The organism is Enterobacter sp. WI-ESBL-E8, assembly GCF_053364895.1.
On sequence record NZ_JBRWXJ010000001.1, the window covers coordinates 1469688 to 1492106 of the forward strand.

Genomic DNA, 22419 nt, shown 5'->3' on the forward strand with positions numbered 1-22419 from the left:
ATATCTCCCTGAAAACTACACCTGTGATGGTCGGGGCGGTTCGGAGTTTTTATGTCTTTTGATTCCCTTGGCCTGAATCCGGAAATTCTGCGCGCGATCGCAGAGCAGGGCTACGTTGAGCCAACCCCAATCCAGCAGCAGGCTATTCCTGCCGTTCTGCAGGGCCGTGACCTGATGGCGAGCGCCCAGACCGGTACCGGCAAAACCGCCGGTTTTACCCTGCCGCTGCTGGAACTGCTGGTAAAAAACCAGCCGCACGCCAAAGGCCGTCGCCCGGTTCGTGCCCTTATCCTTACCCCAACCCGCGAGCTGGCAGCCCAGATTGGTGAGAACGTGCGTGAGTACAGCCGCTATCTCAACATTCGCTCGCTGGTGGTCTTCGGCGGGGTCAGCATTAACCCGCAGATGATGAAGCTGCGCAGCGGCGTCGACGTTTTGGTTGCTACCCCAGGTCGCCTGCTGGATCTGGAGCATCAGAACGCGGTTAAGCTGGACCAGGTTGAAATTCTGGTGCTGGACGAAGCCGACCGCATGCTCGACATGGGCTTTATTCACGACATTCGCCGCGTGCTGGCTAAACTGCCGTCGCGTCGTCAGAACCTGCTCTTCTCCGCGACCTTCTCCGACGAGATCAAGGCACTGGCGGAAAAGCTGCTGCATAACCCGCTGGAAGTGGAAGTCGCGCGTCGCAACACCGCCTCCGAGCAGGTGACGCAGCACGTTCACTTTGTGGATAAAAAGCGCAAGCGGGAACTGCTCTCCCAGATGATCGGTCAGGGCAACTGGCAGCAGGTGCTGGTCTTTACCCGCACCAAGCACGGCGCTAACCACCTGGCGGAGCAGCTGAACAAAGACGGCATCCGCAGCGCGGCGATTCACGGTAACAAGAGCCAGGGCGCGCGTACCCGCGCGCTGGCGGACTTCAAGTCTGGCGACATCCGCGTGCTGGTGGCGACCGACATCGCCGCCCGTGGCCTCGATATTGAAGAGCTGCCGCACGTGGTGAACTACGAGCTGCCAAACGTCCCGGAAGACTACGTGCACCGTATTGGCCGTACCGGCCGCGCGGCGGCAACCGGCGAGGCACTTTCTCTGGTGTGCGTGGATGAGCACAAGCTGCTGCGTGATATCGAACGCCTGCTGAAGAAAGAGATCCCACGCATCGAAACCCCGGGCTATGAAGTGGATCCGTCCATTAAGGCGGAGCCGATTCAGAATGGCCGTCAGGGTGGCCGCGGTCAGGGCGGCGGCGGTCGCGGTCAGCAGCCGCGTCGTGCCGAAGGCGGTGCGCCGAAGTCATCGGGCAAACCTCCGCGTCGCAACAGCGATGCCAAACCCGCCGGCGAAAACCCGTGGCGCAGCGGCGAAGGGAAACCGGCAGGGGAAGGGCAGCGCCGACGCCGCCCGCGTAAACCTGCTAACCCGCAGTAATCTGGAAGCCCGGTCGTAAAGCCGGGCTTTTCTTTTTGCGGCAGCCAACAGAAAGTGCCACAATAGTGGCTGTTTATACAGTATTCCAGGTTTAAGATGGCGTTAACCGCGGCGCTCAAAGCGCAAATTGGCGCATGGTACAAGGCGCTACAGCAACAGATCCCCGATTTTATCCCCCGAGCGCCACAGCGGCAGATGATTGCTGACGTGGCAAAAACGCTCGCCGGGGACGACGGGCGACATCTGGCGATTGAAGCCCCGACGGGCGTCGGGAAAACCCTCTCGTATCTTATCCCGGGCATTGCCATCGCGCGGGAAGAGCAAAAAACGCTGGTGGTCAGCACCGCCAACGTGGCGCTACAGGATCAGATCTTCAGCAAGGATCTGCCGCTGCTGCGCAAAATCATCCCCGACCTGCGTTTCACCGCCGCGTTTGGGCGTGGGCGCTACGTGTGCCCGCGTAACCTGGCGGCGCTCGCCAGCAGTGAGCCCAATCAGCAAGATTTGCTGGCGTTTCTCGACGACGAACTGACGCCGAACAACAAGGTCGAGCAGGAGCAGTGTGCAAAGCTAAAAGCCGAGCTCGACGGCTATAAGTGGGACGGCCTGCGCGATCACACCAGTCAGGCCATTAGCGACGACCTTTGGCGCAGGCTTAGCACCGATAAGGCGAGCTGTCTGAACCGCAACTGCCACTACTACCGGGAGTGCCCGTTCTTTGTCGCCCGGCGCGAGATTCAGGAGGCGGAAGTGGTGGTCGCCAACCATGCGCTGGTGATGGCCGCCCTGGAGAGCGAAGCCGTATTACCGGAGCCCAAAAACCTGCTGCTGGTGCTCGACGAAGGCCACCATTTGCCGGACGTGGCGCGCGACGCGCTGGAGATGAGCGCCGAAATTACCGCCCCGTGGTTCCGCCTGCAGCTCGATCTCTTCTGCAAGCTGGTGGCGACCTGCATGGAGCAGTTCCGGCCAAAAACGACCCCGCCGCTGGCGGTGCCCGAGCGGCTGAGCGACCATTGCGAAGAGGTCTACGGCCTTATCTCGTCGCTAAACAACATCCTGAATCTCTATCTTCCGGCGGCCCAGGAGGCGGAACACCGCTTCGCGATGGGCGAACTGCCGGAAGAGGTGATGGAGATCTGCCAGCAGCTGGCAAAGCATCTGGAAAAGCTCCGCGGCCTGGCGGAGATGTTCTTAAACGATCTCAGCGAGAAAACGGGCTCTCACGATATCGTGCGCCTGCACCGCATTTTGCTGCAGATGAACCGCGCGCTGGGCATGTTTGAAGCGCAGAGCAAGCTCTGGCGGCTGGCCTCGATGGCGCAGGCCTCCGGCGCGCCGGTCACCAAATGGGTCACCCGCGACGTGCGCGACGGGCAGGTCCATCTGTTTTTCCACTGCGTGGGCATCCGCGTGGCCGACCAGCTGGAAAAGCTGATCTGGCGCAGCGTGCCGCACGTGGTGGTCACCTCTGCGACCCTGCGTTCCCTTAACAGCTTCTCGCGGCTGCAGGAGATGAGCGGCCTGAGAGAGAAAGCGGGCGACCGCTTTGTGGCGCTGGACTCGCCGTTTAACCACTGCGAGCAGGGCAAGCTGGTGATTCCCCGCATGACGTTTGAGCCGCTGATCGACAACGAAGAGCAGCACATTGCGGAGATGGCGGCCTACTTCCGCGAACAGGTCGAGAGCAAAAAATACCCCGGCATGCTGGTGCTGTTTGCCAGCGGACGCGCCATGCAGCGCTTCCTGGAGCACGTCACCGATCTGCGTCTGCTTCTGCTGGTGCAGGGCGATCAGCCGCGCTACCGGCTGGTGGAAACGCACCGCAAGCGGATCGATAACGGCGAGCGCAGCGTGCTGGTGGGGTTACAGTCGTTCGCCGAAGGTCTGGATCTGAAAGGTGATTATCTGACGCAGGTGCATATTCATAAAATCGCCTTCCCGCCTATCGACAGCCCGGTGGTGATCACCGAAGGGGAGTGGCTGAAAAGCCTCAACCGCTATCCGTTTGAGGTGCAAAGCCTGCCTGCGGCGTCGTTTAACCTGATCCAGCAGGTCGGGCGTCTGATTCGTAGCCACGGCTGCTGGGGCGAGATTGTGATTTACGACAAGCGTCTGCTGACGAAAAACTACGGCCAGCGGCTGCTGAACGCGTTACCGGTGTTCCCGATTGAACAGCCCGAAGTGCCTGAAGTGAAAAAACACCCGGCAAAACCGGCCGCCGGGCGAAAAAAAAGCATCCGTGCTAAGGGGCGCGGTCCTACTGGTAAGTAAAGGTGGCCTGAACAACGCTCTCGAACGTGCCGGCAGTCACGGGCATGGTGGTAGCGTAATAGCGTGCAGCCATCGGAAAATCAGCGGTGTGGGTACCGGCGTCAATCACCACGCTAAATCGGGCTTCAGGGGCAAGCACGATGTAATCCAGACGATCGGCCATCTCCAGTGCCACCCCTTTAGCGGTGCCGCTATTGGCAAATTTAAAGGGGTGGTCCGTATCACGCGGGCCGTCAACGGAGATGGTGGCTACCGTCAGCGTGGGCGGGCAGTTCGTGAGCTTTAAATCGAAATTTTTCCACGGGCCGGTATCGCCGATGGTCTTGAAATCACTGGACGTGGCCTGTCCCAGATCCACCACCATATTCTGGCTGGCGCTGTCTACCTGGCAGGTGGTGTCGTAAATATTCCCTTCGATATTGAGCGTCACGTCGGTCGCGCCGGCAGAGAGGCTCATCAGAGCGAGTAAAAAGAGTAACCTGTTCATCATCGCTCCGTTACTGATATTCCATATCGATGGTGGCAATCGTGTTGGCTTTTCCGGCAGTGACGGTGGCATCCGTCTGGTAATACCGTACGGCAAAATTAACCGCGTCAGGAACGCCAGGTTCGGTTGTTCCGCCGATTGGGATAGGGTAGTTGTATTTTAGATCGACGCCGTCAAGCAGCATGCCTACGCCGACGCCCGTGGCGCTGTCGCTGCCCGGCGTCAGGTTCAGGACATCATCATACTGGCTGTTAACGCCGTTAGCGCTGGTTACTGAGGCCGTGAGATTGACCTCTTCAGTACAGGTGGCGGTGATCTGGAAGTACTTCCATGCCGTGTAGCTGCCCACGTGGGTAAATTGCGAAACCGGGAAATCGCCGAGTGAGACCGTCAGATTCAGCGGATCAATGGAGCAGGTGGCTGTTCTTTCCGCAACCGTGGCGGAATAGTGGCTGGTATTGCGTGCGCCAGAAATACCGACAGACTGAAAAACACCAAATCCAAAGGGATCTTGCGCACTTGAAATCGTTCCGCTCCCGATGTGTGTTGCCGTTTTGATTAACCGTTCGGTATAGCTGAAAGAAAATGTCTGTCCGCCGTCGCTGCTGACTGTCCCCATGGGCGTCGCGGTGGTGTCGCATGAATAACCTTTTCCGCGAACGATCTGCCCACTACTGTTCAGGAGTTGAATCCCTACGCCGTCCACATCAGTGGAGTAAACGCCCGGCATGCCTGAAACTTCCGTTCCCGTTCCGTAGTAGCAGGAAATTATGGTATGACTAGAAATCGTTCCGGAACAGCTGCCGTTGATGGTATGTGTCTTTGCCGAGCCAGGGATGACGCTGCCGATATCGAGGGTCGTGGGTACGGAAAGCGTACCGGCATTAAGGGTATAGGGCACATTGGTGCTATCACAGGTTGTCGCGGCCTGAGCATGCGGTATCAGGCACGCGCTTGTGAGAAAGACAACCAGCGCAAAGGCATATTTAAACATGTTCATTTTTTCCTCGGAAAGGGTCATACGCACTGCGCCGTGATGTTAAGCACTGCACCATCGTCTTTTGCCGGCAGGTGGTAGGCTGCGGTGCAGTGGCTGTCGGCGGTTATCCCCCAGTTGACGTCAACCGTCCCTTTTTCATGCATGCCGGTCAGATAAACCTGCCCACCGTCACCCACGATAAACTCGCCGTCCTGATGGGCCTGAGATGCCGTCGCGCCGAACGGGATCGCGCGTCCGTCAGCGCGTTTCAGCGTCATTAATACCCGGCTACCGACATGCGTTTCATAGTGGGCGCGCACGATGGCGCCGCGCGTTGGCGTCACGGTTTTGGCTGCCCGATCGACGTCTGCATTTCCCGGCAGCGTTTCCGTGTTGAGCGCAAGGGTGTTATGACGGTACGGCGACACGTACGGCACAATGGCATAGCCGCGGAAGTCGGTATTCACGCCGGTCTGATTGCTGATGTTCGTGCCGTCCGCACCCGGTGCTTCGACCAGCGCGGCCGTCTCGCCCATCGGCTGACCCAGCGTGACGCCGTGCGCATGGGCGATCATGCTCCCCTGAAGGCCGACGTTAAGCTGCTGCTGCTGGTTATCCTGTGAATAGCCCGCGTTCACTTCACCGTAGGTACCTTTGTAATCGGCATTCAGGCTGGTGCTGTCGCCGCTGCTCTGGCTGTGGCCCTGCTGAACGCCCCAGCTGAGGTTATTGCCAGCCAGCGCGGTGCCGTTAAGGCCCACGCTTTGGGTGGTATCGTGTTGCGTGCTGTTCAGGTTGTAGTTCACCCATGTGTTGCTGAGCCAGTGGTCAAGAGGAACGGAGACGTTGAAGGCGATGGTCTGCTCGCTGGTTTTTTCATTGTCGTCGTCGCTGCCGTCACGGGTGTTTTTATCCAGCCCGTAGCTCAGGCCGTAGCTGATGCCGTGCCACGAGTTGTTGTAACCCAGGTTCATTGAGGTCATTCCCTGGCTTGAGTTCCAGTAGTTCTCTTTGACCAGGCTTAAGGTCAGCGAACCGAACGAACCGCCCAGAGACTGATCGACGGTGGCCTCTTCGCGGCTGCGTCGGGTATCTGGCGTTTGCCAGTCGTCGTTGCGGGTATGGGAATCCAGGGTGTCCTGCAGGGTGTAAAATCCCTTGCTGTTATAGCGATAGCCAGCCATGGAAAAATGGGTGCCGGTGGTGGCAAAATCTTTGCTGTAGCGGATGCGCCAGGAGCGGCCGTGAGTCGGATCCTGGTCCTGCATCTCCGATTTCGCGTCGGTAAGGTCCACCGAAAACGCCCCAAAATCGCCGATGTTCTTACCGAACCCCAGCGCCAGCGCATCGTAGTACTGGCTGGCCTGCACGCCGCCGTAGGCCGTAAAGCCATAAGGCAACCCGTAGATTGCCGTACCCTGCATGAAAGGCGTTTTTTCGACGTCGCTGTCGTAGCTGCGATAGCGACCTGCGGTAAGGCTGTATTTAAAGCGGCCTTCACGCTGCAGTACCGGCACCGACGCATAGGGCACCACGAAATGCTGTTCGCTGCCGTCCGTCTCTTTAACGGTGACGTTCAAATCGCCGCTGCCGCCGGTGGGGTAGAGATCGTTAATTTCAAACGCGCCGGGAGCGACATAGTTCTGGTAAATGACGTAACCGTTCTGGCGGACGATGACCTGGGCGTTGCTGTGCGCCGTTCCGCGGATCACCGGTGCAAAACCCTTCATGCTGTCAGGGAGCATGTCGTCATCCGAAGCGATCTGCGCTCCGGTGTAAGAGATGCTGTCAAACACGTCCGAAGGTGAAGAGCTTTGCCCGAATTTGACGTTGCTGCCGAGGGCGATAATGTCGCGCTGGGCATAGGTATAGACCGACGAAAACTCACTTTCGGCGTCACCGTCACCGCTGGTTTTGCTCCAGGTGGAGTAGTTACGCAAGCGCCACGCCCCGAGGTTTAGCCCTGGACGCAGGTTAAGAAACTCGCTGCGCTGGTCGGTACCGTTTTCGCCTTTGCCGTGGTTGTTCCCGGCGGTGAAGCTGTAATTCAGCAGCAGGGCATTTATCCCTTCGTCATACTCCTGCGGGTCGACGTAATCGCGCGGCACCTGGGTGATGGCGGTCTGAGGAATGCTTAACAGCAGCTGCTGCGGATTAACGTGAAACGTGGCGCTGGCGGAAGGGATAACGCTCAGATCAATGCACTGGGCCTTGTCATCCTGCACGAATTGATCGATTTTAATACCAAAGCTTTTTAGCTGGGCCGCGCTCAGGCACGGCTGCAGGGTTGATTTTCCGCTGGCATCTTTTTTCAGCGTAAATTCAATCTCTTTGCTTGCCACTTTATTATTGTTAACGAAGACGTCGACGTGATATTTCCCCGGCGCCTGACCGGGGCCTATCTCATAAATACTGAGATCCGTTTTCCCCTGACCGGGGTTGTCGATATCCAGCAGCGCCGGGTTGAAATAATCTTCGGCCAGAACTTTTTGGACGCAAACACCCAGCAGGGTACAGCCCAATGCAATAAGCATTGAGCGTCCGTGTTGTTTAGGTGGTTTGGTCGTATATTCCCAGCTCATAATGATTTCCAGTAACCCCTGGATGATTATTTAATTTGCGCGGTATATGACTGGCTGATGCCGCCGTAGTCATTAATAATTTTCCAGCTCACAGAGCGTGCGGTAATATTTCCCGGTATGGAAAAGTGCGTTTCGGCTTTGGGTTTGGCATAGGTGACTTTGTCGACTTTTTTACCGTCGAGCTTTATCTCCTGGAAATTCATATAAAACGGCGTGGGGTTTTCGACAATGAGCTGGTTACCCTGCGTGTGCCATGATAATTGCGTGGTGACATCCTCTGGTTTCCCGGTAATACTCACCGGGCGATAGAGGAGTTTAATTCGGGTTTTAATCGCGATCTGCAGCGTGTTTGTGTTTTCATTGCGCGCGGAAGAGGGAATAGATTTAATATTCAACCAGAACAGCGATTCACGATCGGCAGGTAAATTCCCCCCGGTTCTGATGATACGCAGAACGTTGTCCTGCTTCGCATCAAGGCGGAACAGAGGTGGCGTAATCAGGAACGGCGCTTTCTCACGCGCGTTGTCTTCTGTTTCTACCCATGACTGCACCAGGTAGTCGAGGTTGTCCGGGTTGGCGATCCCAATAGACGACTCTTTTTTATTTTCCGGGTATACCACGCGCGTGCCGCCGATGGTAATTCCGGCGTGAGCGGCAGAGGTGATTAATAAAAATGAGGAGAGCAGAAGATATTTACGCATTGAGATACCGTAATTAAGAAGTAACAGATATTAGCCACTGGGGTAGCTAATATCTGTTTTATTAGTTGTAAACGATGGTGAAGGTGGATGCGGCATTCGCCAGCCCGGCAGTAATTGTGCCTCCGGTCTGGATATAGCGTGCACCGAACTCCAGGTCGTTCGTTGTTGTCCCTGAGGTGAGGGTATACGCTGCGGAAGCCGTATATAAACTCAGTGGGTTTTCCGTTTTATCCAGCAGCTGAACACCTACGCCCGTTGCCGTACCCGTACCGGATGTCACAGCAAGGACATCGTTATTGCTGCTATCCGGTGTTCCACCGAAGGTCACCGAGGCGCTGGTGACCGTATCAGGACAATCTTTTAGCTGAATACTAAAGCGGGTTGTTGACGTCGTCGAACCACTTCCGGTAAATGCAGATTTAGCAACCTTACCTAATGAAACATTAAGTGGATTACTCAAGCTATTTACGACCGTGCATGCAGAGTCAATAATTTCACCTGTGAAATTAATTTGCCCTTCACCACTGGATGCAAATGCCGAAACCGAAGCACACGCCATCCCGGCAGCGATGCCCGCAATAATAAATTTTTTCATTTTAATCCTCTGAATGAAAGTGTGACACTTCTGACATTAATCATCACGTGGCTGATTAATTCGGTGTGAACTATCGCTGAGAACTATTTTTCGCTCAATTTATCTTCAGACCACTTTTATCCTCAAAGCGTCTTCGCAGGCTTACGGGAGAGGAAAATGATTACCCGGCAGGCATTTATCAGGGCTATAGTAACTGCAAAGAGCCGCAAGGAGAGATGTCGTGGATTATCGTAAAATTATCAAAGAGGTGGGGCGAGGAAAGAACCACGCCCGTGACCTGGATCAGGAAACGGCCCGTGCCCTGTACACCCATATGCTGAACGGCGATGTGCCCGATCTGGAGATGGGTGGGATCCTTATTGCGCTACGTATTAAAGGTGAAGGTGAAGCGGAGATGCGCGGCTTCTATGAAGCCATGCAGGCGCAAACGCTGCGCTTAACGCCGCCGGTGGCAAAACCGATGCCGATCGTCATTCCCAGCTATAACGGCGCGCGTAAGCAGGCGAATTTGACCCCGCTGCTGGCTATCTTATTGCACAAGCTGGGGTTTCCGGTGGTGGTGCACGGCGTAAGCGAAGATCCCACGCGCGTGCTGACCGAAACGATTTTCGGCATGGTAGGCATTGAGCCAACGCGTCATGCCGGCCAGGCGCAGGCGAAGCTGGATGGTCATCAACCGGTTTACATCCCGGTGGGAACACTTTGCCCGCCGCTGGAAAAGCAGCTCGATATGCGCTGGCGCATGGGCGTACGTAACAGCGCGCATACCCTGGCGAAGCTGGCAACGCCGTTTGGCGAAGATAACGCCCTGCGCCTTTCCAGCGTTTCGCACCCGGAATACGTGGCGCGCGTGGGGCAATTTTTTGACGACATTGGCGGCAGAGCATTGTTGATGCACGGCACCGAAGGCGAGGTTTATGCCAACCCGCAGCGCTGCCCCCAGGTGATGCTGATTGATTCTGCGGGCACGCGCGCCATTCTTGAGCGTGGGGAAGAGAATAGCGGTGTGATATTGCCTGAGGCAAAAGATCCGCATACCACGGCACACTGGATTGAGCAGTGCCTTGCCGGGAATGTGCCTGTTCCGCATTCGATCAAGCTCCAGATGGCCTGTTGTTTGCTCGCCACAGGCGAAGCTGACTCGGTCGAAGCCGGGCTGAAGCGCGTTAATGATGCTTTTTAAATAAAAAAAAAGCCCGTCCAGTGGCGGACGGGCAAGCAAGGGTAACAACAACAGGGTCAATGAGGGTTGGAGCAGCTCACCAGAGGGTATGGCGAGGGTACAGCATTCATTCAGTCGATTATTTGTAGATAACCGCAGTACCGCTCAGCTTGTTATTGGTGTTCGCGGAGGTGATGCTGTATCCGCTTGCACCGGCAGCAGCGGCTTTCTCAGCCAGTTTGGCTTCCAGACCGTCCAGCGTGGTCGCGCCTTCTGCACTTACCACACCGATTTTATTCATATTTTGCGCCTGAGCAGATGAAACAGGCTCCGCAGCGAAAGCGCCGAAAGACAGAGCGGACAGGGCAACAGCAGCAACAGCATATTTGATGGTTTTCATAGTTAATCTCTCGCAGGTTATTCTGTTAAGGGGACGATGTTCCGTCGATGTGATAAGTATCACGGTTTTCCGCGGAAGATAAAATCGAAGAGAATTGACGTGGTTGCTCAAAAAAATTGAATGACAAATAACTTATTGAATATTAATAAATTCAGAGCAGCGCTTTACACTTCTTGTTGATGCGCTTTACAGAAGCGACATGAACGGCACGTTTTGCCACGCGTCTGGCTAAAATTCGTGAGCGTAAAGCAACGCGGTTACGCGGTGAGCTTACGTAAAGGAAAGTCAACGTAACTGGCTGTCTTTCGAACCTCTGCGATTATATCCTGAGTGTGATGAATTTTTTGAATCTTTATCCTGCTGGCAGCTGATGCAAAGCCGTACGCCAGGTATGGCTTTACGGCGTGCCTCCGGAATAGGTTCCCCACATTCCTCGCATTCGAATAAGCTTTCTCCGCGCGGAATTTCACCGCGAGCGCGCGCAACCGCATCTTCAATCGTACTGTTGATCTGTTCATTAACGGCGTCGTCATTTGCCCAACCGGAAGCCATGATGTCCTCCATCACCTGTTTAAGTTATACATTTCACTATGGGGTCAAAAAACGAACAGTCAAGGCGAGAGGGGAAGAGAACTGCATCCGTTGGGCAGATGCAGTCTGGTAGAAAAGGCAGGTTATTTATATATGGTCGCTGTACCGTACATATGGTTATCTCCGCCAGCTGAGTTCACCACGAATCCTTTTGCACCCTCCTGGCGGGCTTTTTCAGCCAGTTTATCCTGCAGATCGTCAAGATTGCTTGCACGGCTTACCGAGACGGTGCCCGCGGGTCGCAGCTGGCTGGTGTCGGTACTCTGGGTCAGTGACTGAACGGCCATGGCAGAGAATGATGCGGTAGCCAGGACGCCAGCGATAACAGCAAGGGTCAGATACTTTTTCATAATCACATCCTCATGAGGAAACAACAGGTGATTCCCTATAAGTTTAGAAGCCGGACGAGTGTGACTTAGCGCAAATATTTGATGATGATCTGCTTATTTTTTGAACGATGTTAATTGACAATTCGTTGACAGATCATACACATAAAGGTGTTTGATTTATGTCGGTTTTTTAAGCGTCACAGAGAAAGATTTACCGTTGGGCCAGCAAAGGGTATCTTACGCCGCTGTTTAAAGGAGAATGCCATGACTTCCCAAAAGCCGGGATTGCACCCGCGAAATCGCCACCGCAGCCGCTACGACATGAATGCGTTATGCCTGAGCTGCCCTCCGCTGCGGGACTACATTGTTCAGACCCCTGCGGGTGAACCGTCGGTCAACTTTGCTGACCCGCTGGCGGTTAAAATGCTCAACAAAGCCCTGCTGGCGCATTTTTACGGTGTGGCTCACTGGGATATTCCGGAAGGTTTTCTCTGCCCGCCCGTGCCGGGCCGCGCTGATTACGTCCATCATCTTGCCGATCTCCTCGCAGACGATCGTGACGGAGCGGTTCCCGAGCAGGCCTCCGTTCTGGATATCGGTACCGGGGCGAACCTGATTTACCCGCTGATCGGCGCGCATGAATATCACTGGCGCTTTACCGGGAGCGAAATCGGTGCCGAGGCCTTTGCCAGCGCCCAGGCGATTATCAGCGCGAACCCCGGTTTAAGCCGCGCCATTCGCCTGCGCCGTCAGAAAGATGCGGCCTCGATTTTCAACGGCATTATTCACAAAAACGAAAGCTATGACGCGACGATGTGCAATCCGCCGTTCCATGATTCGGCAGCAGCGGCCCGCGCGGGCAGCGAGCGCAAGCGCCGCAACCTGGGCCAGGCTGAAGACGCCGCGCTGAACTTCGGCGGACAGCAGCAGGAGCTATGGTGTGAAGGTGGCGAAGTGGCGTTTATCCTGCGCATGATAGCGGAAAGCAAGCAGTTTGGCCGCCAGGTGAAGTGGTTCACGACGCTGGTCTCCCGGGGGGATAACCTGCCGCCGCTCTATCGGGCGCTGACCGAAGCGGGCGCCGTAAAAGTGGTGAAAAAAGAGATGGCGCAAGGCCAGAAACAGAGCCGCTTTATCGCCTGGTCGTTTATGGACGATAACAAACGTCGCAAATAGTACCCCGTTGTAGGCCGGGCAAGGCGAAGGCGCCACCCGGCTCGGTTACAGCGTCGGCTCCTGCGGCGGGAGCGGCGATGCGGGCGGCGGCAACACCTGATACGTCTGCACCGGCATCCGCACGTTCGCCAGATCGAAGTGTTTTTTCACCATGCTGTCGAGGGCAAAGCGCACCGTCCACTGCTTCAGCGGCTGCGTGGTGAACGACACGCGCAGGGTAAATGCCGTGTTCGTCAGCCCGACAATGCCGGCAAACGACGGCTCTCCGATCACCAGCCCGCGAATATCGTCCATCTGCATCAGCTCCTCTACCGCATCCCGCAGCGCCTGCTTCGCTTTGTCTGCATCCTCATGACGATCCACATCGTAGTTCGCCACCACGGAACCAATACCGCGCACGAAGTTGGCGAAGGTGGTGATCGAAGACCAGGGAATGATGTGGTACGCGCCGGTGTCCTGGCGCACGCCGACGGAGCGTATGGACATCCGCTCTACCGTGCCGGTTAACGGCCCAATCGTGACCAGATCCCCCGTGTTCATCCCGTTCTCAAACTGGATAAAGATGCCGGTAATAATATCCTTCACCAGCGTTTGCGAGCCGAAGGAGATCGCCAGCCCCAGCGCACCTGCCCCCGCCAGCAGCGGGGCGATGTTCACCCCGATTTCCGACAGCACAATCATGATGGTGATGGTGCTGATAATCACCGCCAGCGCGTTGCGGAATAAGGTTAACAGCGTTCTTGCCCGCGCGCTGGGCAGCGGCCTGCCGTGAATATCCGATACCAGGCGGTTCTCGATAAGGCTCGCCAGCAGCGTCCAGCCGACGGCGGAGAAGAACAGGATCAGGGCGATACGAATTAAAATATCGACGGTCTTTTCGCCTGCGCCGTTATGCAGCCAGTTCCAGAAATCAAACAGGCTCCACGCATTCAGGAGCAGCATAATCGCCACGCAGACGGTCAGAATGCGCGCCACCTTGAGCGATACCGACATCCAGCCGTTCACCCGTTTTTGCAGCTCAGGGTAATTGCGCTGAACCTGCGGTGACAAGGTAATGGTCTTCGATATCCAGCGCGACAGCAGGCCGGATACAAACGCCGCGATGCCGATAATCGCCAGGCTTTTGAAAGTGGCCCCCATCATAAATTTCAGGCTGTTTCCCGGATCGAACAGCGAGAAGAAGCACAGCACGATGAAATAGGCGCTTGCCAGCCAGTGCCATACCAGGGCGAACGCGCGAATAAAGAGGCTAAAGAACGAGAGGGAGCGATCGGCCAGATGCAGGAGGCTCTCAGTGATGGTCTTTTTATTGTGGAAGATAAGGTACAGCGACCAGACGGTAATGCAGAGCATGATAATCACGTTTGCCAGGGCGCCAAACTGGACGTTTACCTGGTTGGAGATGATCGGCACGGCAACCAGCAGGCCGTAGCCAATCAGCCCGCTGAGGACGCTCAGACGCAGCGCCCAGTATTTCGCGCTCTCATCGCGAATGGAGAAAGGACGCAGCGCCGGGACGTGCGGACAAAAGAGTAACCGCAGCAGCGCCTTGAAGAACTCAATCAGCGCAAAGGCATTCAGGAAAAGCGATTGCTGGAAGGCGATGGTTTTATTGCCTGCATTCAGCCTGTCGGCCAGCATTTGGCCTAAAAACAGCGTCAACGCCAGCAGCAGTAAATCGATGATAAACGCTGAGGCGATCATCAACGGCAGATGGAGCCAGCTGCTTTTCTCCTGATTCTTCCTGCGCCCCCATTGCCCCATTTTGCGGTACAGCGGCCATGCGCACAGGCGTACCAGCCAGTAAAAAAGAAATACCGCGCCCGCCAGCATCAGGAACTGCGTGGCGGCGGCGGTAAACGTGTGTGGGTTAAAGGGCTTATGCGGCGAGCCAATCAGGTTGCGATAGAGCTGGGCAAAGCGCGAGGAGAGCGCTTCACCATAGTGGCGGCTCACGTCGGTGACGTTTTCCAGCACCGTTTTTTGCTCCTCCGCCTGCACTGGGGTGAGGGTGGGCGCCTGCTCCTGCGGCGGCGTGGCGGCAACTTTTCGCAGCTGGCCGATGAGCTCCTGCCGGGAGGTGTCGTTCTCAAGGACGTCGGCAAGGGCGCCGTAGGCAGCTTTTTTCTGTTCGGCATCGGGCTCGGGTGGCGGCGTGCTGTTCGTCGTCGCGGCCGTTCCGGTGGTGACGCCGGGGATCGCGACGGCGAACGATGGCGCACTAAACAGGCTAATCAACAGCAACAGGATCCACGGCACGGCGTCCTCCGGTGAAAATGTCGAACAAAATGATAAGTATAGAAGTCGGGGCGCGGCGGGGGATTTTTGGGAACAATCTGGCGTAAAAAAGCCGGGCATGCCCGGCTTAGCGTGAAGCGATGGATCAGGAGACGTGCTGCAGGAACTCCTGCAGGCGCTGGCTCGGCGGGTTCGCAATCAATTCCTGCGGGTTACCGTCTTCGGCGATACGGCCTTTATCAATAAAGATCAGGCGGGAAGCCACTTTCTCAGCAAAGCCGATTTCGTGGGTCACGATAACCATCGTCATCCCTTCTTCTGCCAGATCCTGCATGACTTTCAGCACCTCGTGACGCAGCTCCGGGTCAAGGGCTGAGGTTGGCTCATCGAACAGCATCATTTTCGGTTTCACCGCCAGCGCGCGGGCGATAGCCACGCGCTGCTGTTGGCCGCCGGACAGCTCGGAAGGGTAGTGGTGCGCACGTTCCGCCAGGCCCACTTTCGCCAGCAGATCTTTTGCCAGCGCTTCCGCCGCCGCTTTGCTGGCACCGCGCACGCGCAGCGGGCCAAACATCACGTTTTCCAGCGCCGTCAGGTGCGGGAACAGATAGAACTGCTGGAACACCATGCCCGCTTCCTGACGAATCAGACGCTCATCCACTTTCGGGTCGTTCACTTTCAGACCGTCGACGATCAGATCGCCGCTGGTGATTTCTTCCAGCTTGTTGATGCAGCGCAGCAGCGTCGACTTACCGGAGCCGGACGGCCCGATAATGACCACCACTTCACCCTGCTTAATGTTCAAATCAATATTGTGCAGCACCTGGGTTGGGCCAAAGTGCTTGGAAACATTTTTAAATTCAATCACAGGATTTTCATCCTTCTTTCAAGACGACGCAGAACGAAGCTCAGAACCAGAGTAATGATCAGGTAGACAACGGCTACCGCACTCCAGATTTCCAGCGCGCGGAAGTTGCCAGCGATGATCTCCTGTCCCTGACGGGTCAGCTCCGCTACGCCGATAACGATGAACAGCGACGTATCTTTAATGCTGATGATCCACTGGTTACCGAGCGGCGGCAGCATGCGGCGCAGCGCCAGCGGCAGAATAACGTGGCGGATCGTTTCGCGACGAGAAAGACCCAATGCCAGACCGGCTTCACTGAAACCTTTATGAATCGACAGGACCGCACCGCGGGTGATTTCCGCAATGTAGGCCCCTGAGTTGATCATAATGGTGACGACGGCTGCGCTGAACGGGTCGATGCGCAGGTCATTGAAGGCCATTGGCAGGGCGAAGTAGATGAACATGACCTGCACGACAATAGGAGTGCCGCGGATCACTTCGATGAAAACCAGTGCGATGTGGTTTGCGATCCAGCCGCCGTAGGTGCGGGCGAAACCGGCGACAAGACCGATAATCAACCCACCAACCAGACCTAGGACCGAAATCCACAGGGTCATTTTAGCGCCTTCAAGCAAGAGTGGAATGGCAGGCCAGATGGCGCTCCAGTCAAACTGCATGATAATTTCCTGTTACTGTTACCGTGTTTCAAAAATAGCAGGGGCGAAAGGTCGCCCCCGAGTGAACGTCATTTTTACGTCTTATTATTTAGGCTCGGTGCCGAACCATTTTTTGTAGATTTCGTTATAGGTGCCGTTCTCTTTCAGCGTTTTCAGCGCGCCGTTAACTTTTGTGCGCAGATCGTCGCTGCCTTTCGGGAACGCGATACCGTACTGCTGTGCTTCCAGAGACTCGCCCACGGCCTTGAACTTGCCGTTGCCCGCCGTTTTGATGAAGTACAGGATGTTAGGCGTGTCGTGCAGAACAGCGTCAGCACGGTTGGTGCCGAGTTCCATGTACGCGTTGTCGATGTTCGGGAACTGGCGCAGGTCTTTAGTTTTGATATTTGCTTTTGCGTAATCAACGGAACCGGTGCCGCTCTTCACCGCAACCACTTTGCCGTCGAGATCTTTCACGCTTTTTACGTCGTTATTATCGGCTTTGACCATGACCAGCAGGCCGCTTTTATAGTAGCCGTCAGAGAAGTCGATCGCTTTTTTACGTTCATCAGTGATGGTGATACCCGCCAGCGCCAGATCCACGTTTTTGGTTTGCAGTGCCGGGATGATGCCGCTGAAGTCCATTGGCTTCAGGGTGTAATCCAGTTTGAGTTCTTTTGCGACAGCGGCCCACAGATCCACATCAAAACCAACGTATTTATCACCCTGTTTGAATTCAAACGGAACGAACGCCGTGTCGGTCGCCACAACCAGTTTGTCGGCAGCCTGAGAGGACACCGCAAAAGCCAGGGTAAGTGCAGCCAGTGAAACTTTTAATACAGACTTCATAGCATTTCCTTTTATATCCACGGGGCGATCCCCTGCGAGAACAGGTGGCACAATGAAAAAATCGTGCCAACTTTACAAGTTATTGTTTTGCAAAGGGGATAATGTCATGCATTGCACAATAAATGGGGCAATGAGGTTTTATTGCACCAAAGTGGAGCACTGTTTTGGTGCGCTTCGTTTGGGGCAACTGACGGAGAGACATTTAGCGGAAATTCTGACGAAAAAACAATCTTTCGTTAACGGTTGTGTGAGGTGATTATTACAATTTCTTCACTTTTGCACTGTCTCAGGCAAAAAGCGTGCACTATAGATGTGCAAAACCCTCACCGGAGGGCGAGGGTTTGATAGAAAATTCGTATGAATTATTCGATGTTAGATTCGATAAACCACAGGAACTGATCCAGGTCGCGAGATGCGGCGGTGAAAATGTCTGCGGTATCTTCGTCTTTGGCTTCGCCGATCGCTTTGCGCACGTCATTGGCCACAATCGCGTAGCGGTCCGCCAGCTCTTTCAGGTGATCCTGAACGGTATGGATATCCAGCGGATAACTCTTCAGAGGCGTTTTGCTGTTGATTACCTGCGTGGTACCCAGCGCGACGCCGCCTAGCTGAACGGCACGTTCAGCCATCGTATCAAGGTGGGTAACCAGTGCTGTGCGGAAGCCATCCAGCATTTCATGAACGGCAATAAAGTTTGCACCGCGCATATTCCAGTGGGCCTGTTTGGTGATCAGCGAAAGATCGATGAACTGGATCACCTGGCGATTCAGCAACTCAATGGTCGCCTTTTTGTCGCTATCCGATACATCGTTACGGGTATAAAGCAGATTAGACGCTTTCGTTTTCACCAGTTTAGCGGTACTCATAATCTCATATCCTCTTGATGTTTATGTCCCAGGTAATTACGGAACTAAGTATAGCACCAGATTTTTTCTCTGCGGTCTGGCTGTACCTATCGGTTTAATAGCGAAAAGGAGGTTGAGGATATAATCTATTGAAACTAATGGTGATTTTATAAATTGATACAGATCAATCTTAATTGCTGGATGAGCAAGTCACCGCGGAGGGATATTTCGTGAATATGACAATGTGTGTAAGAAATTATAATGCCTTTCATTCTGGCCTTTATTCTGCATGGCACGCAAGCCATGCAGAATATATGGCCTTAGCTGATATCTACCTTCTCAACTTTTGGTTCGGGACGCATGGTGAGCGTCGAACCCATTGATGCGGCGATAATTGAGCAGAGCGCCAGCGTCTGGGTCAATGTCAGGGTTTCGCCGAGAAACACCATCCCGGAAATCGCCGCAAGCGCAGGCTCCATGCTCATCAGCGTGCCAAAAATGCGTGTCGGCAGGCGCGTCAGGGCAATCATTTCCAGAGAGTAGGGGAGTGCGGTGGAGAGAATCGCGACCGCCAGCCCGACGGGCATAACGGACCACTGCCAGATTGATTCCGTCGCCTGCGCCATGCCGATGGGCACAAAGACGATAGCGGCGATGAGTGAACCTAACGCGACCGTCGCCGGTCCATGCTCTTCCCCTGCGCGCTGGCCTGTTAATATATAGATAGCCCAGCAGGCGCCTGCACCCAGCGCCAGCGCTGCGCCCGTGAGATCGATCTCAGAGACGTTCTGGCCCAGCGGGAGTAAGAACCATAAGCCCAGCACGGCTAATATGACCCAGATAAAATCAACCGGACGTCGTGAGGAGAAAAGCGCCACGGCCAGTGGGCCGGTAAACTCCAGCGCGACGGCAATCCCCAGCGGTATTGTCTGAATGGAGAGGTAGAACAGATAGTTCATCGCCCCGAGGGAGAGCCCATAAAACAGCAGAGGCAGACGCTGCTCCTTTTTAAAGCGCAGACGCCAGGGTTTGAAAATGACCACCAGTATTGCCGTACCCAGCACGATACGCAGGGCGGTGACCCCAGGCGCGCCAACCAGCGGGAAAAGCGATTTTGCCAGCGAAGCGCCGCTTTGAATGGACAACATGGCAATGAGTATGACGGCTACCGGCAACCAGACCGACGACGTGCGGGATAACCCAGGCATCCTTTCTCCTGTCAGCTTATGTCAAATGAAGTAAAGGTTGCAGTGTAAAGGAAATAAGCGGCAACGGTTGAGGCGCTGTTGAAAAAAAACCTCGTGAAATCCGTAAAATGGTTAAGCGCTGGTGGATTTATCGCCTGATAGATTAGGAATAATCTGGATGAATGTAACGGCGCGTGCGCGCACTATGCGCATTTAGTAGTGAAAATTGCATGTGATTTGAAAGAGATAGCTGACGCTGGAAACGTTCTGTTACAGGAAAGGTTTCATTAGACATCACGAATCACAAAGAGTTTCGCAAATTTTTTTGATATATTTAAAGCTTACGGACTTACTTGAAGCACATTTGAGGTGGTTATGAAAAAAATTGCATGTCTTTCAGCACTGGCCGCTGTACTGGCTGTTTCCGCAGGTACCGCTGTAGCTGCTACTTCTACTGTTACTGGTGGTTACGCTCAGAGCGACTATCAGGGCGTGATGAACAAAGCTAACGGTTTCAACCTGAAGTATCGCTACGAGCAGGATAACAACCCACTGGGCGTGATCGGTTCTTTCACCTACACCGAGAAAGATCGTTCTGAAAACGGCGCATACAACAAAGGCCAGTACTACGGTATCACTGCTGGTCCAGCTTACCGTCTGAATGACTGGGCAAGCATCTACGGTGTTGTAGGTGTTGGCTACGGTAAATTCCAGCAGACCGAAAACGAAGGTCTGAACCGCACTGCAAGCAACAGCGACTATGGCTTCTCCTATGGCGCAGGCCTGCAGTTCAACCCAATCCAGGACGTTGCTCTGGACTTCTCTTATGAGCAGAGCCGTATCCGCAACGTTGACGTTGGCACCTGGATCGCGGGCGTAGGTTACCGCTTCTAATCACTTCGGTGAGCCTATAAAAAATCCGCCCAATGTGGCGGATTTTTTTTATCTTCTTTCCCTCTCCCCGTGGGAGAGGGCCAGGGTGAGGGCATCAGGCCGCACGAGTCGACATAGTTTACTTACTCTTAATATCAAACATATCCGTACCCAGATGGTTGTAGTCAACTTTCTGTAACTTGAAGTTGGTAACGTACACTGGGGGCGCTTTCTTGTTTGAGACAAACGGGTAAGCACTTTTTATCTGCTCGGCCTTAATCCCCGTCCACTGCGAGAAGAACTGCAGGAAATCATTAGCTGAACGACGCGCTTTAATAACGCGATGCGTTTTATCGTCACTCGACAGCACCATAAACGGCACCTGGAAGTTCTGCTGGAACTTGTCATCGTGGGCCAGATACTGCACCTCTTTACCGCGCTCTTTGAACGCCAGCCCGTGATCCGAGAAATAGACCATGGAGAAGCTTTCGCCCGTGTTGCGTAACTGTTCGTACAGCTTGCTGAGCAGGTCGTCTGTTTGCGTCATGGTGTAGAGATAGCACGAGGTCTCTTTAGACTGAACGAACTCCGCATACTTCCCGCCAGTTCGGTCGCAGGCCTGCGGGTGTGACCCCATCAGGTGCAGGACAATCAGCTGAGGCTGGGTGCGCGGGGTGGCGAACACCTGTGCCGTCATTTTCAGCAGCGCTTCGTCTTTGGTATTTTTGTCCGCTTCAAAGTCGCCGCTCTTCAGGAACTGCACTTCGTCAGCACGCTTGGCAATGCTGGCGATGGCCGTATCGTATTCGCCAATCTGCCCCTGATTGGAGAACCACCATGTCTGATAACCCGCGCGGTTTGCCAGGGTCACAAAATTATCCTGATACTGCGGTTTGCCATCCACCACGCGGTTAAGCGTCAGGCCGAGCGATTTCTGCGTCGAGCCGCTGGCCGCGACATAATCGGTAAACAGGGTGCCTTTAACCGTGTTGGCAAACGGAGTGTTATCCCAGTGTCCGCCAAACGCCCCCATTGCATCGCGACGTGCGCTTTCGCCAATCACCACCACATAGGTGTGGTATTTCGGCTTCACGGCCAGCACGTTCCAGGTGTCTTTCATATTGGAAAGCTCAGCCATACGCGCCTGTTCGTCGAGCACCTCTTTATTATTTACAACAACGTCTTTCACGAAGCGGAAAACCGGATAGCCGATATTGATGAGCCTTAACTTACCGTCCCAGGGAATATTCTGGATGGGGGCGACAAACGCCACGGCAATGCTGAACACCAGACAGAGTATTTCGATCTTGCCCCAGGGTTTTTTCTCGCCCGACTGACGGCGGATGGCGATAACGCCCAACGCGAAGATAAAGAGCCCGACCACGTAGCTGTACCACGGGAAAATAGTCAGGATCTCCGTCGACTCTTCCATATTGGTCGAGTGCAGCGCCAGCAGGGTATTAAAGTTTGGCGAGCCGTATGCCTGACCAAACGGGAAATAGAGCGCAGCAACCAGCGAACAGATCCCGATTACTGCTTTTTGCACGCGCGGTGCGGCTCGCCAGAGCACATGCAGCACGCAGGTGAAAGCCACCGCGTAGAGCAGACTAAAGGGGTAACCCAGCGAAAAGTTAATCAGCAATGACTGCAAAAAGTAAAAACCCGTCCACGGGCTTAAGGCCCGACTGCGGGTCACAACGGTATCTATCAGGGTTAAATTCATAGGTCACTATCATGGATGAAAACGCCATGTGCTCACCCTGGCGTCAAGGGTCATAACCTGCCTGACAGTGCGTGGAGAGGGAATAGGGTCCGCTTCAGCGAGCCGCAAATTGTGCAGGGCTGCAAGAAGATAGTGCGAGCGGTAAATAATATCAACAGTTGCTAAGCAGATGTTTTGCGAAGGGGACTGCAAATCCGTAAAAAAGATCGGGAATAAGGCGGCTGGAAGCCAGTTTACAGCGAGATTGTGACGGGAAAATGACGCGGCGTACCGCAACGCCGCTTAGTGGGAAGGTTTGTCGTCCTGATGCGGTTTGTTGTTAAACATATCGCACAGCATGTTCAACAGCATCAAGCGCACTTTAAAGGGAGAGTGGGTAAACACGGTCATACACCTCTTGAATTCGTTCATAAGACCTCCTGATTTTTGATCCCTTCGATCCGTGAAGGGTGACTGCATTACATACAGATATAGCACAGGCTATATTGTATAGC

The 22419-nt window shown here is 54.8% G+C and carries 21 protein-coding genes; 5 read left to right on the plus strand and 16 right to left on the minus strand.

Annotated elements, in window-relative coordinates; translation table 11 throughout:
- The first annotated feature begins 51 nt into the window (after nt 1-51).
- Together rhlE and dinG are read left to right on the plus strand one after the other, a co-directional pair.
- A complete protein-coding gene (gene rhlE / locus ACWHWP_RS07010) occupies nt 52-1431 on the plus strand; it encodes an ATP-dependent RNA helicase RhlE (protein WP_047347019.1) in 1380 nt (459 codons plus the stop codon).
- Between the two features lie 96 nt (nt 1432-1527).
- The gene (dinG, locus tag ACWHWP_RS07015) at nt 1528-3705 is read left to right on the plus strand and encodes an ATP-dependent DNA helicase DinG (protein ID WP_059310732.1); all 2178 of its coding nucleotides are present in this window, start codon (nt 1528-1530) and stop codon (nt 3703-3705) included.
- Here the strand turns inward: dinG and ACWHWP_RS07020 are convergent.
- From ACWHWP_RS07020 to ACWHWP_RS07040, 5 genes are all read right to left on the minus strand, one after another.
- Nucleotides 3692-4192, minus strand: a complete 501-nt coding sequence (locus ACWHWP_RS07020; RefSeq protein WP_063430028.1) for a fimbrial protein — start codon at nt 4190-4192, stop codon at nt 3692-3694. The two genes, dinG and ACWHWP_RS07020, sit on opposite strands and share 14 nt — an antisense overlap.
- 10 nt (nt 4193-4202) lie before the next feature.
- Nucleotides 4203-5192 carry a fimbrial protein gene (locus ACWHWP_RS07025; RefSeq protein WP_065366300.1) on the minus strand — a complete coding sequence of 330 codons (990 nt, stop codon included), beginning with the start codon at nt 5190-5192 and terminating at the stop codon, nt 4203-4205.
- Nucleotides 5193-5209: 17 nt separating this feature from the next.
- On the minus strand, nt 5210-7705 hold the full coding sequence (locus ACWHWP_RS07030) for a fimbria/pilus outer membrane usher protein (RefSeq protein ID WP_447855300.1): 2496 nt from the start codon (nt 7703-7705) through the stop codon (nt 5210-5212).
- 74 nt (nt 7706-7779) lie between these two features.
- Nucleotides 7780-8454 (minus strand): fimbrial biogenesis chaperone, encoded by a 675-nt coding sequence (locus ACWHWP_RS07035; protein ID WP_252000677.1) that lies wholly within the window; start codon nt 8452-8454, stop codon nt 7780-7782.
- A gap of 61 nt (nt 8455-8515) precedes the next feature.
- Complete coding sequence (locus ACWHWP_RS07040; RefSeq protein ID WP_059310728.1) at nt 8516-9049, minus strand: fimbrial protein; 534 nt, start codon at nt 9047-9049, stop codon at nt 8516-8518.
- A 220-nt stretch (nt 9050-9269) separates the two neighbouring features.
- Between ACWHWP_RS07040 and ybiB the strand changes: the two genes are divergently transcribed.
- Complete coding sequence (ybiB, locus tag ACWHWP_RS07045) at nt 9270-10232, plus strand: DNA-binding protein YbiB (RefSeq protein WP_447855301.1); 963 nt, start codon at nt 9270-9272, stop codon at nt 10230-10232.
- A gap of 118 nt (nt 10233-10350) precedes the next feature.
- On the opposite strand, the gene ybiJ is transcribed toward ybiB, so the two are convergent.
- The 3 genes from ybiJ to mcbA form a co-directional block, all read right to left on the minus strand.
- Complete coding sequence (ybiJ, locus tag ACWHWP_RS07050; RefSeq protein WP_047347013.1) at nt 10351-10611, minus strand: DUF1471 family protein YbiJ; 261 nt, start codon at nt 10609-10611, stop codon at nt 10351-10353.
- 285 nt (nt 10612-10896) lie between these two features.
- Nucleotides 10897-11163 carry a DksA/TraR family C4-type zinc finger protein gene (locus tag ACWHWP_RS07055; RefSeq protein ID WP_059310725.1) on the minus strand — a complete coding sequence of 89 codons (267 nt, stop codon included), beginning with the start codon at nt 11161-11163 and terminating at the stop codon, nt 10897-10899.
- A gap of 122 nt (nt 11164-11285) precedes the next feature.
- A complete protein-coding gene (gene mcbA, locus ACWHWP_RS07060) occupies nt 11286-11552 on the minus strand; it encodes a DUF1471 family periplasmic protein McbA (protein WP_059310724.1) in 267 nt (88 codons plus the stop codon).
- Between the two features lie 243 nt (nt 11553-11795).
- On the opposite strand from mcbA, the gene rlmF reads away from it, so the two are divergent.
- A complete protein-coding gene (gene rlmF, locus ACWHWP_RS07065; RefSeq protein WP_063955576.1) occupies nt 11796-12707 on the plus strand; it encodes a 23S rRNA (adenine(1618)-N(6))-methyltransferase RlmF in 912 nt (303 codons plus the stop codon).
- A gap of 45 nt (nt 12708-12752) precedes the next feature.
- On the opposite strand, the gene ybiO is transcribed toward rlmF, so the two are convergent.
- The 6 genes from ybiO to rhtA all read right to left on the minus strand — a co-directional run bounded on the left by ybiO (nt 12753) and on the right by rhtA (nt 19350).
- On the minus strand, nt 12753-14966 hold the full coding sequence (ybiO, locus tag ACWHWP_RS07070; protein ID WP_059310722.1) for a mechanosensitive channel protein: 2214 nt from the start codon (nt 14964-14966) through the stop codon (nt 12753-12755).
- Nucleotides 14967-15090: 124 nt separating this feature from the next.
- Nucleotides 15091-15813 carry a glutamine ABC transporter ATP-binding protein GlnQ gene (glnQ, locus tag ACWHWP_RS07075; protein WP_059310721.1) on the minus strand — a complete coding sequence of 241 codons (723 nt, stop codon included), beginning with the start codon at nt 15811-15813 and terminating at the stop codon, nt 15091-15093.
- Nucleotides 15810-16469 (minus strand): glutamine ABC transporter permease GlnP, encoded by a 660-nt coding sequence (gene glnP, locus ACWHWP_RS07080; protein WP_010428919.1) that lies wholly within the window; start codon nt 16467-16469, stop codon nt 15810-15812. Before glnP ends, glnQ begins: the two co-directional genes overlap by 4 nt.
- Nucleotides 16470-16553: 84 nt before the next feature.
- Nucleotides 16554-17297: a glutamine ABC transporter substrate-binding protein GlnH gene (glnH, locus tag ACWHWP_RS07085; protein WP_023310880.1), complete on the minus strand. Its 744-nt coding sequence runs from the start codon at nt 17295-17297 to the stop codon at nt 16554-16556.
- Nucleotides 17298-17659: 362 nt separating this feature from the next.
- Nucleotides 17660-18163, minus strand: coding sequence for a DNA starvation/stationary phase protection protein Dps (gene dps, locus ACWHWP_RS07090; protein ID WP_010428924.1), 504 nt, complete (start codon nt 18161-18163; stop codon nt 17660-17662).
- A 299-nt stretch (nt 18164-18462) separates the two neighbouring features.
- Complete coding sequence (gene rhtA, locus ACWHWP_RS07095; protein WP_047347008.1) at nt 18463-19350, minus strand: threonine/homoserine exporter RhtA; 888 nt, start codon at nt 19348-19350, stop codon at nt 18463-18465.
- A gap of 354 nt (nt 19351-19704) precedes the next feature.
- Between rhtA and ompX the strand changes: the two genes are divergently transcribed.
- The gene (gene ompX / locus ACWHWP_RS07100) at nt 19705-20223 is read left to right on the plus strand and encodes an outer membrane protein OmpX (RefSeq protein ID WP_008501173.1); all 519 of its coding nucleotides are present in this window, start codon (nt 19705-19707) and stop codon (nt 20221-20223) included.
- A gap of 118 nt (nt 20224-20341) precedes the next feature.
- Here ompX and ACWHWP_RS07105 read toward each other — a convergent pair whose 3' ends face one another.
- Both ACWHWP_RS07105 and mntS read right to left on the minus strand, forming a co-directional pair.
- Nucleotides 20342-21925 (minus strand): phosphoethanolamine transferase, encoded by a 1584-nt coding sequence (locus ACWHWP_RS07105; protein WP_059310719.1) that lies wholly within the window; start codon nt 21923-21925, stop codon nt 20342-20344.
- Nucleotides 21926-22207: 282 nt separating this feature from the next.
- On the minus strand, nt 22208-22336 hold the full coding sequence (gene mntS / locus ACWHWP_RS07110; protein WP_014831181.1) for a manganase accumulation protein MntS: 129 nt from the start codon (nt 22334-22336) through the stop codon (nt 22208-22210).
- Nucleotides 22337-22419 lie beyond the last annotated feature (83 nt).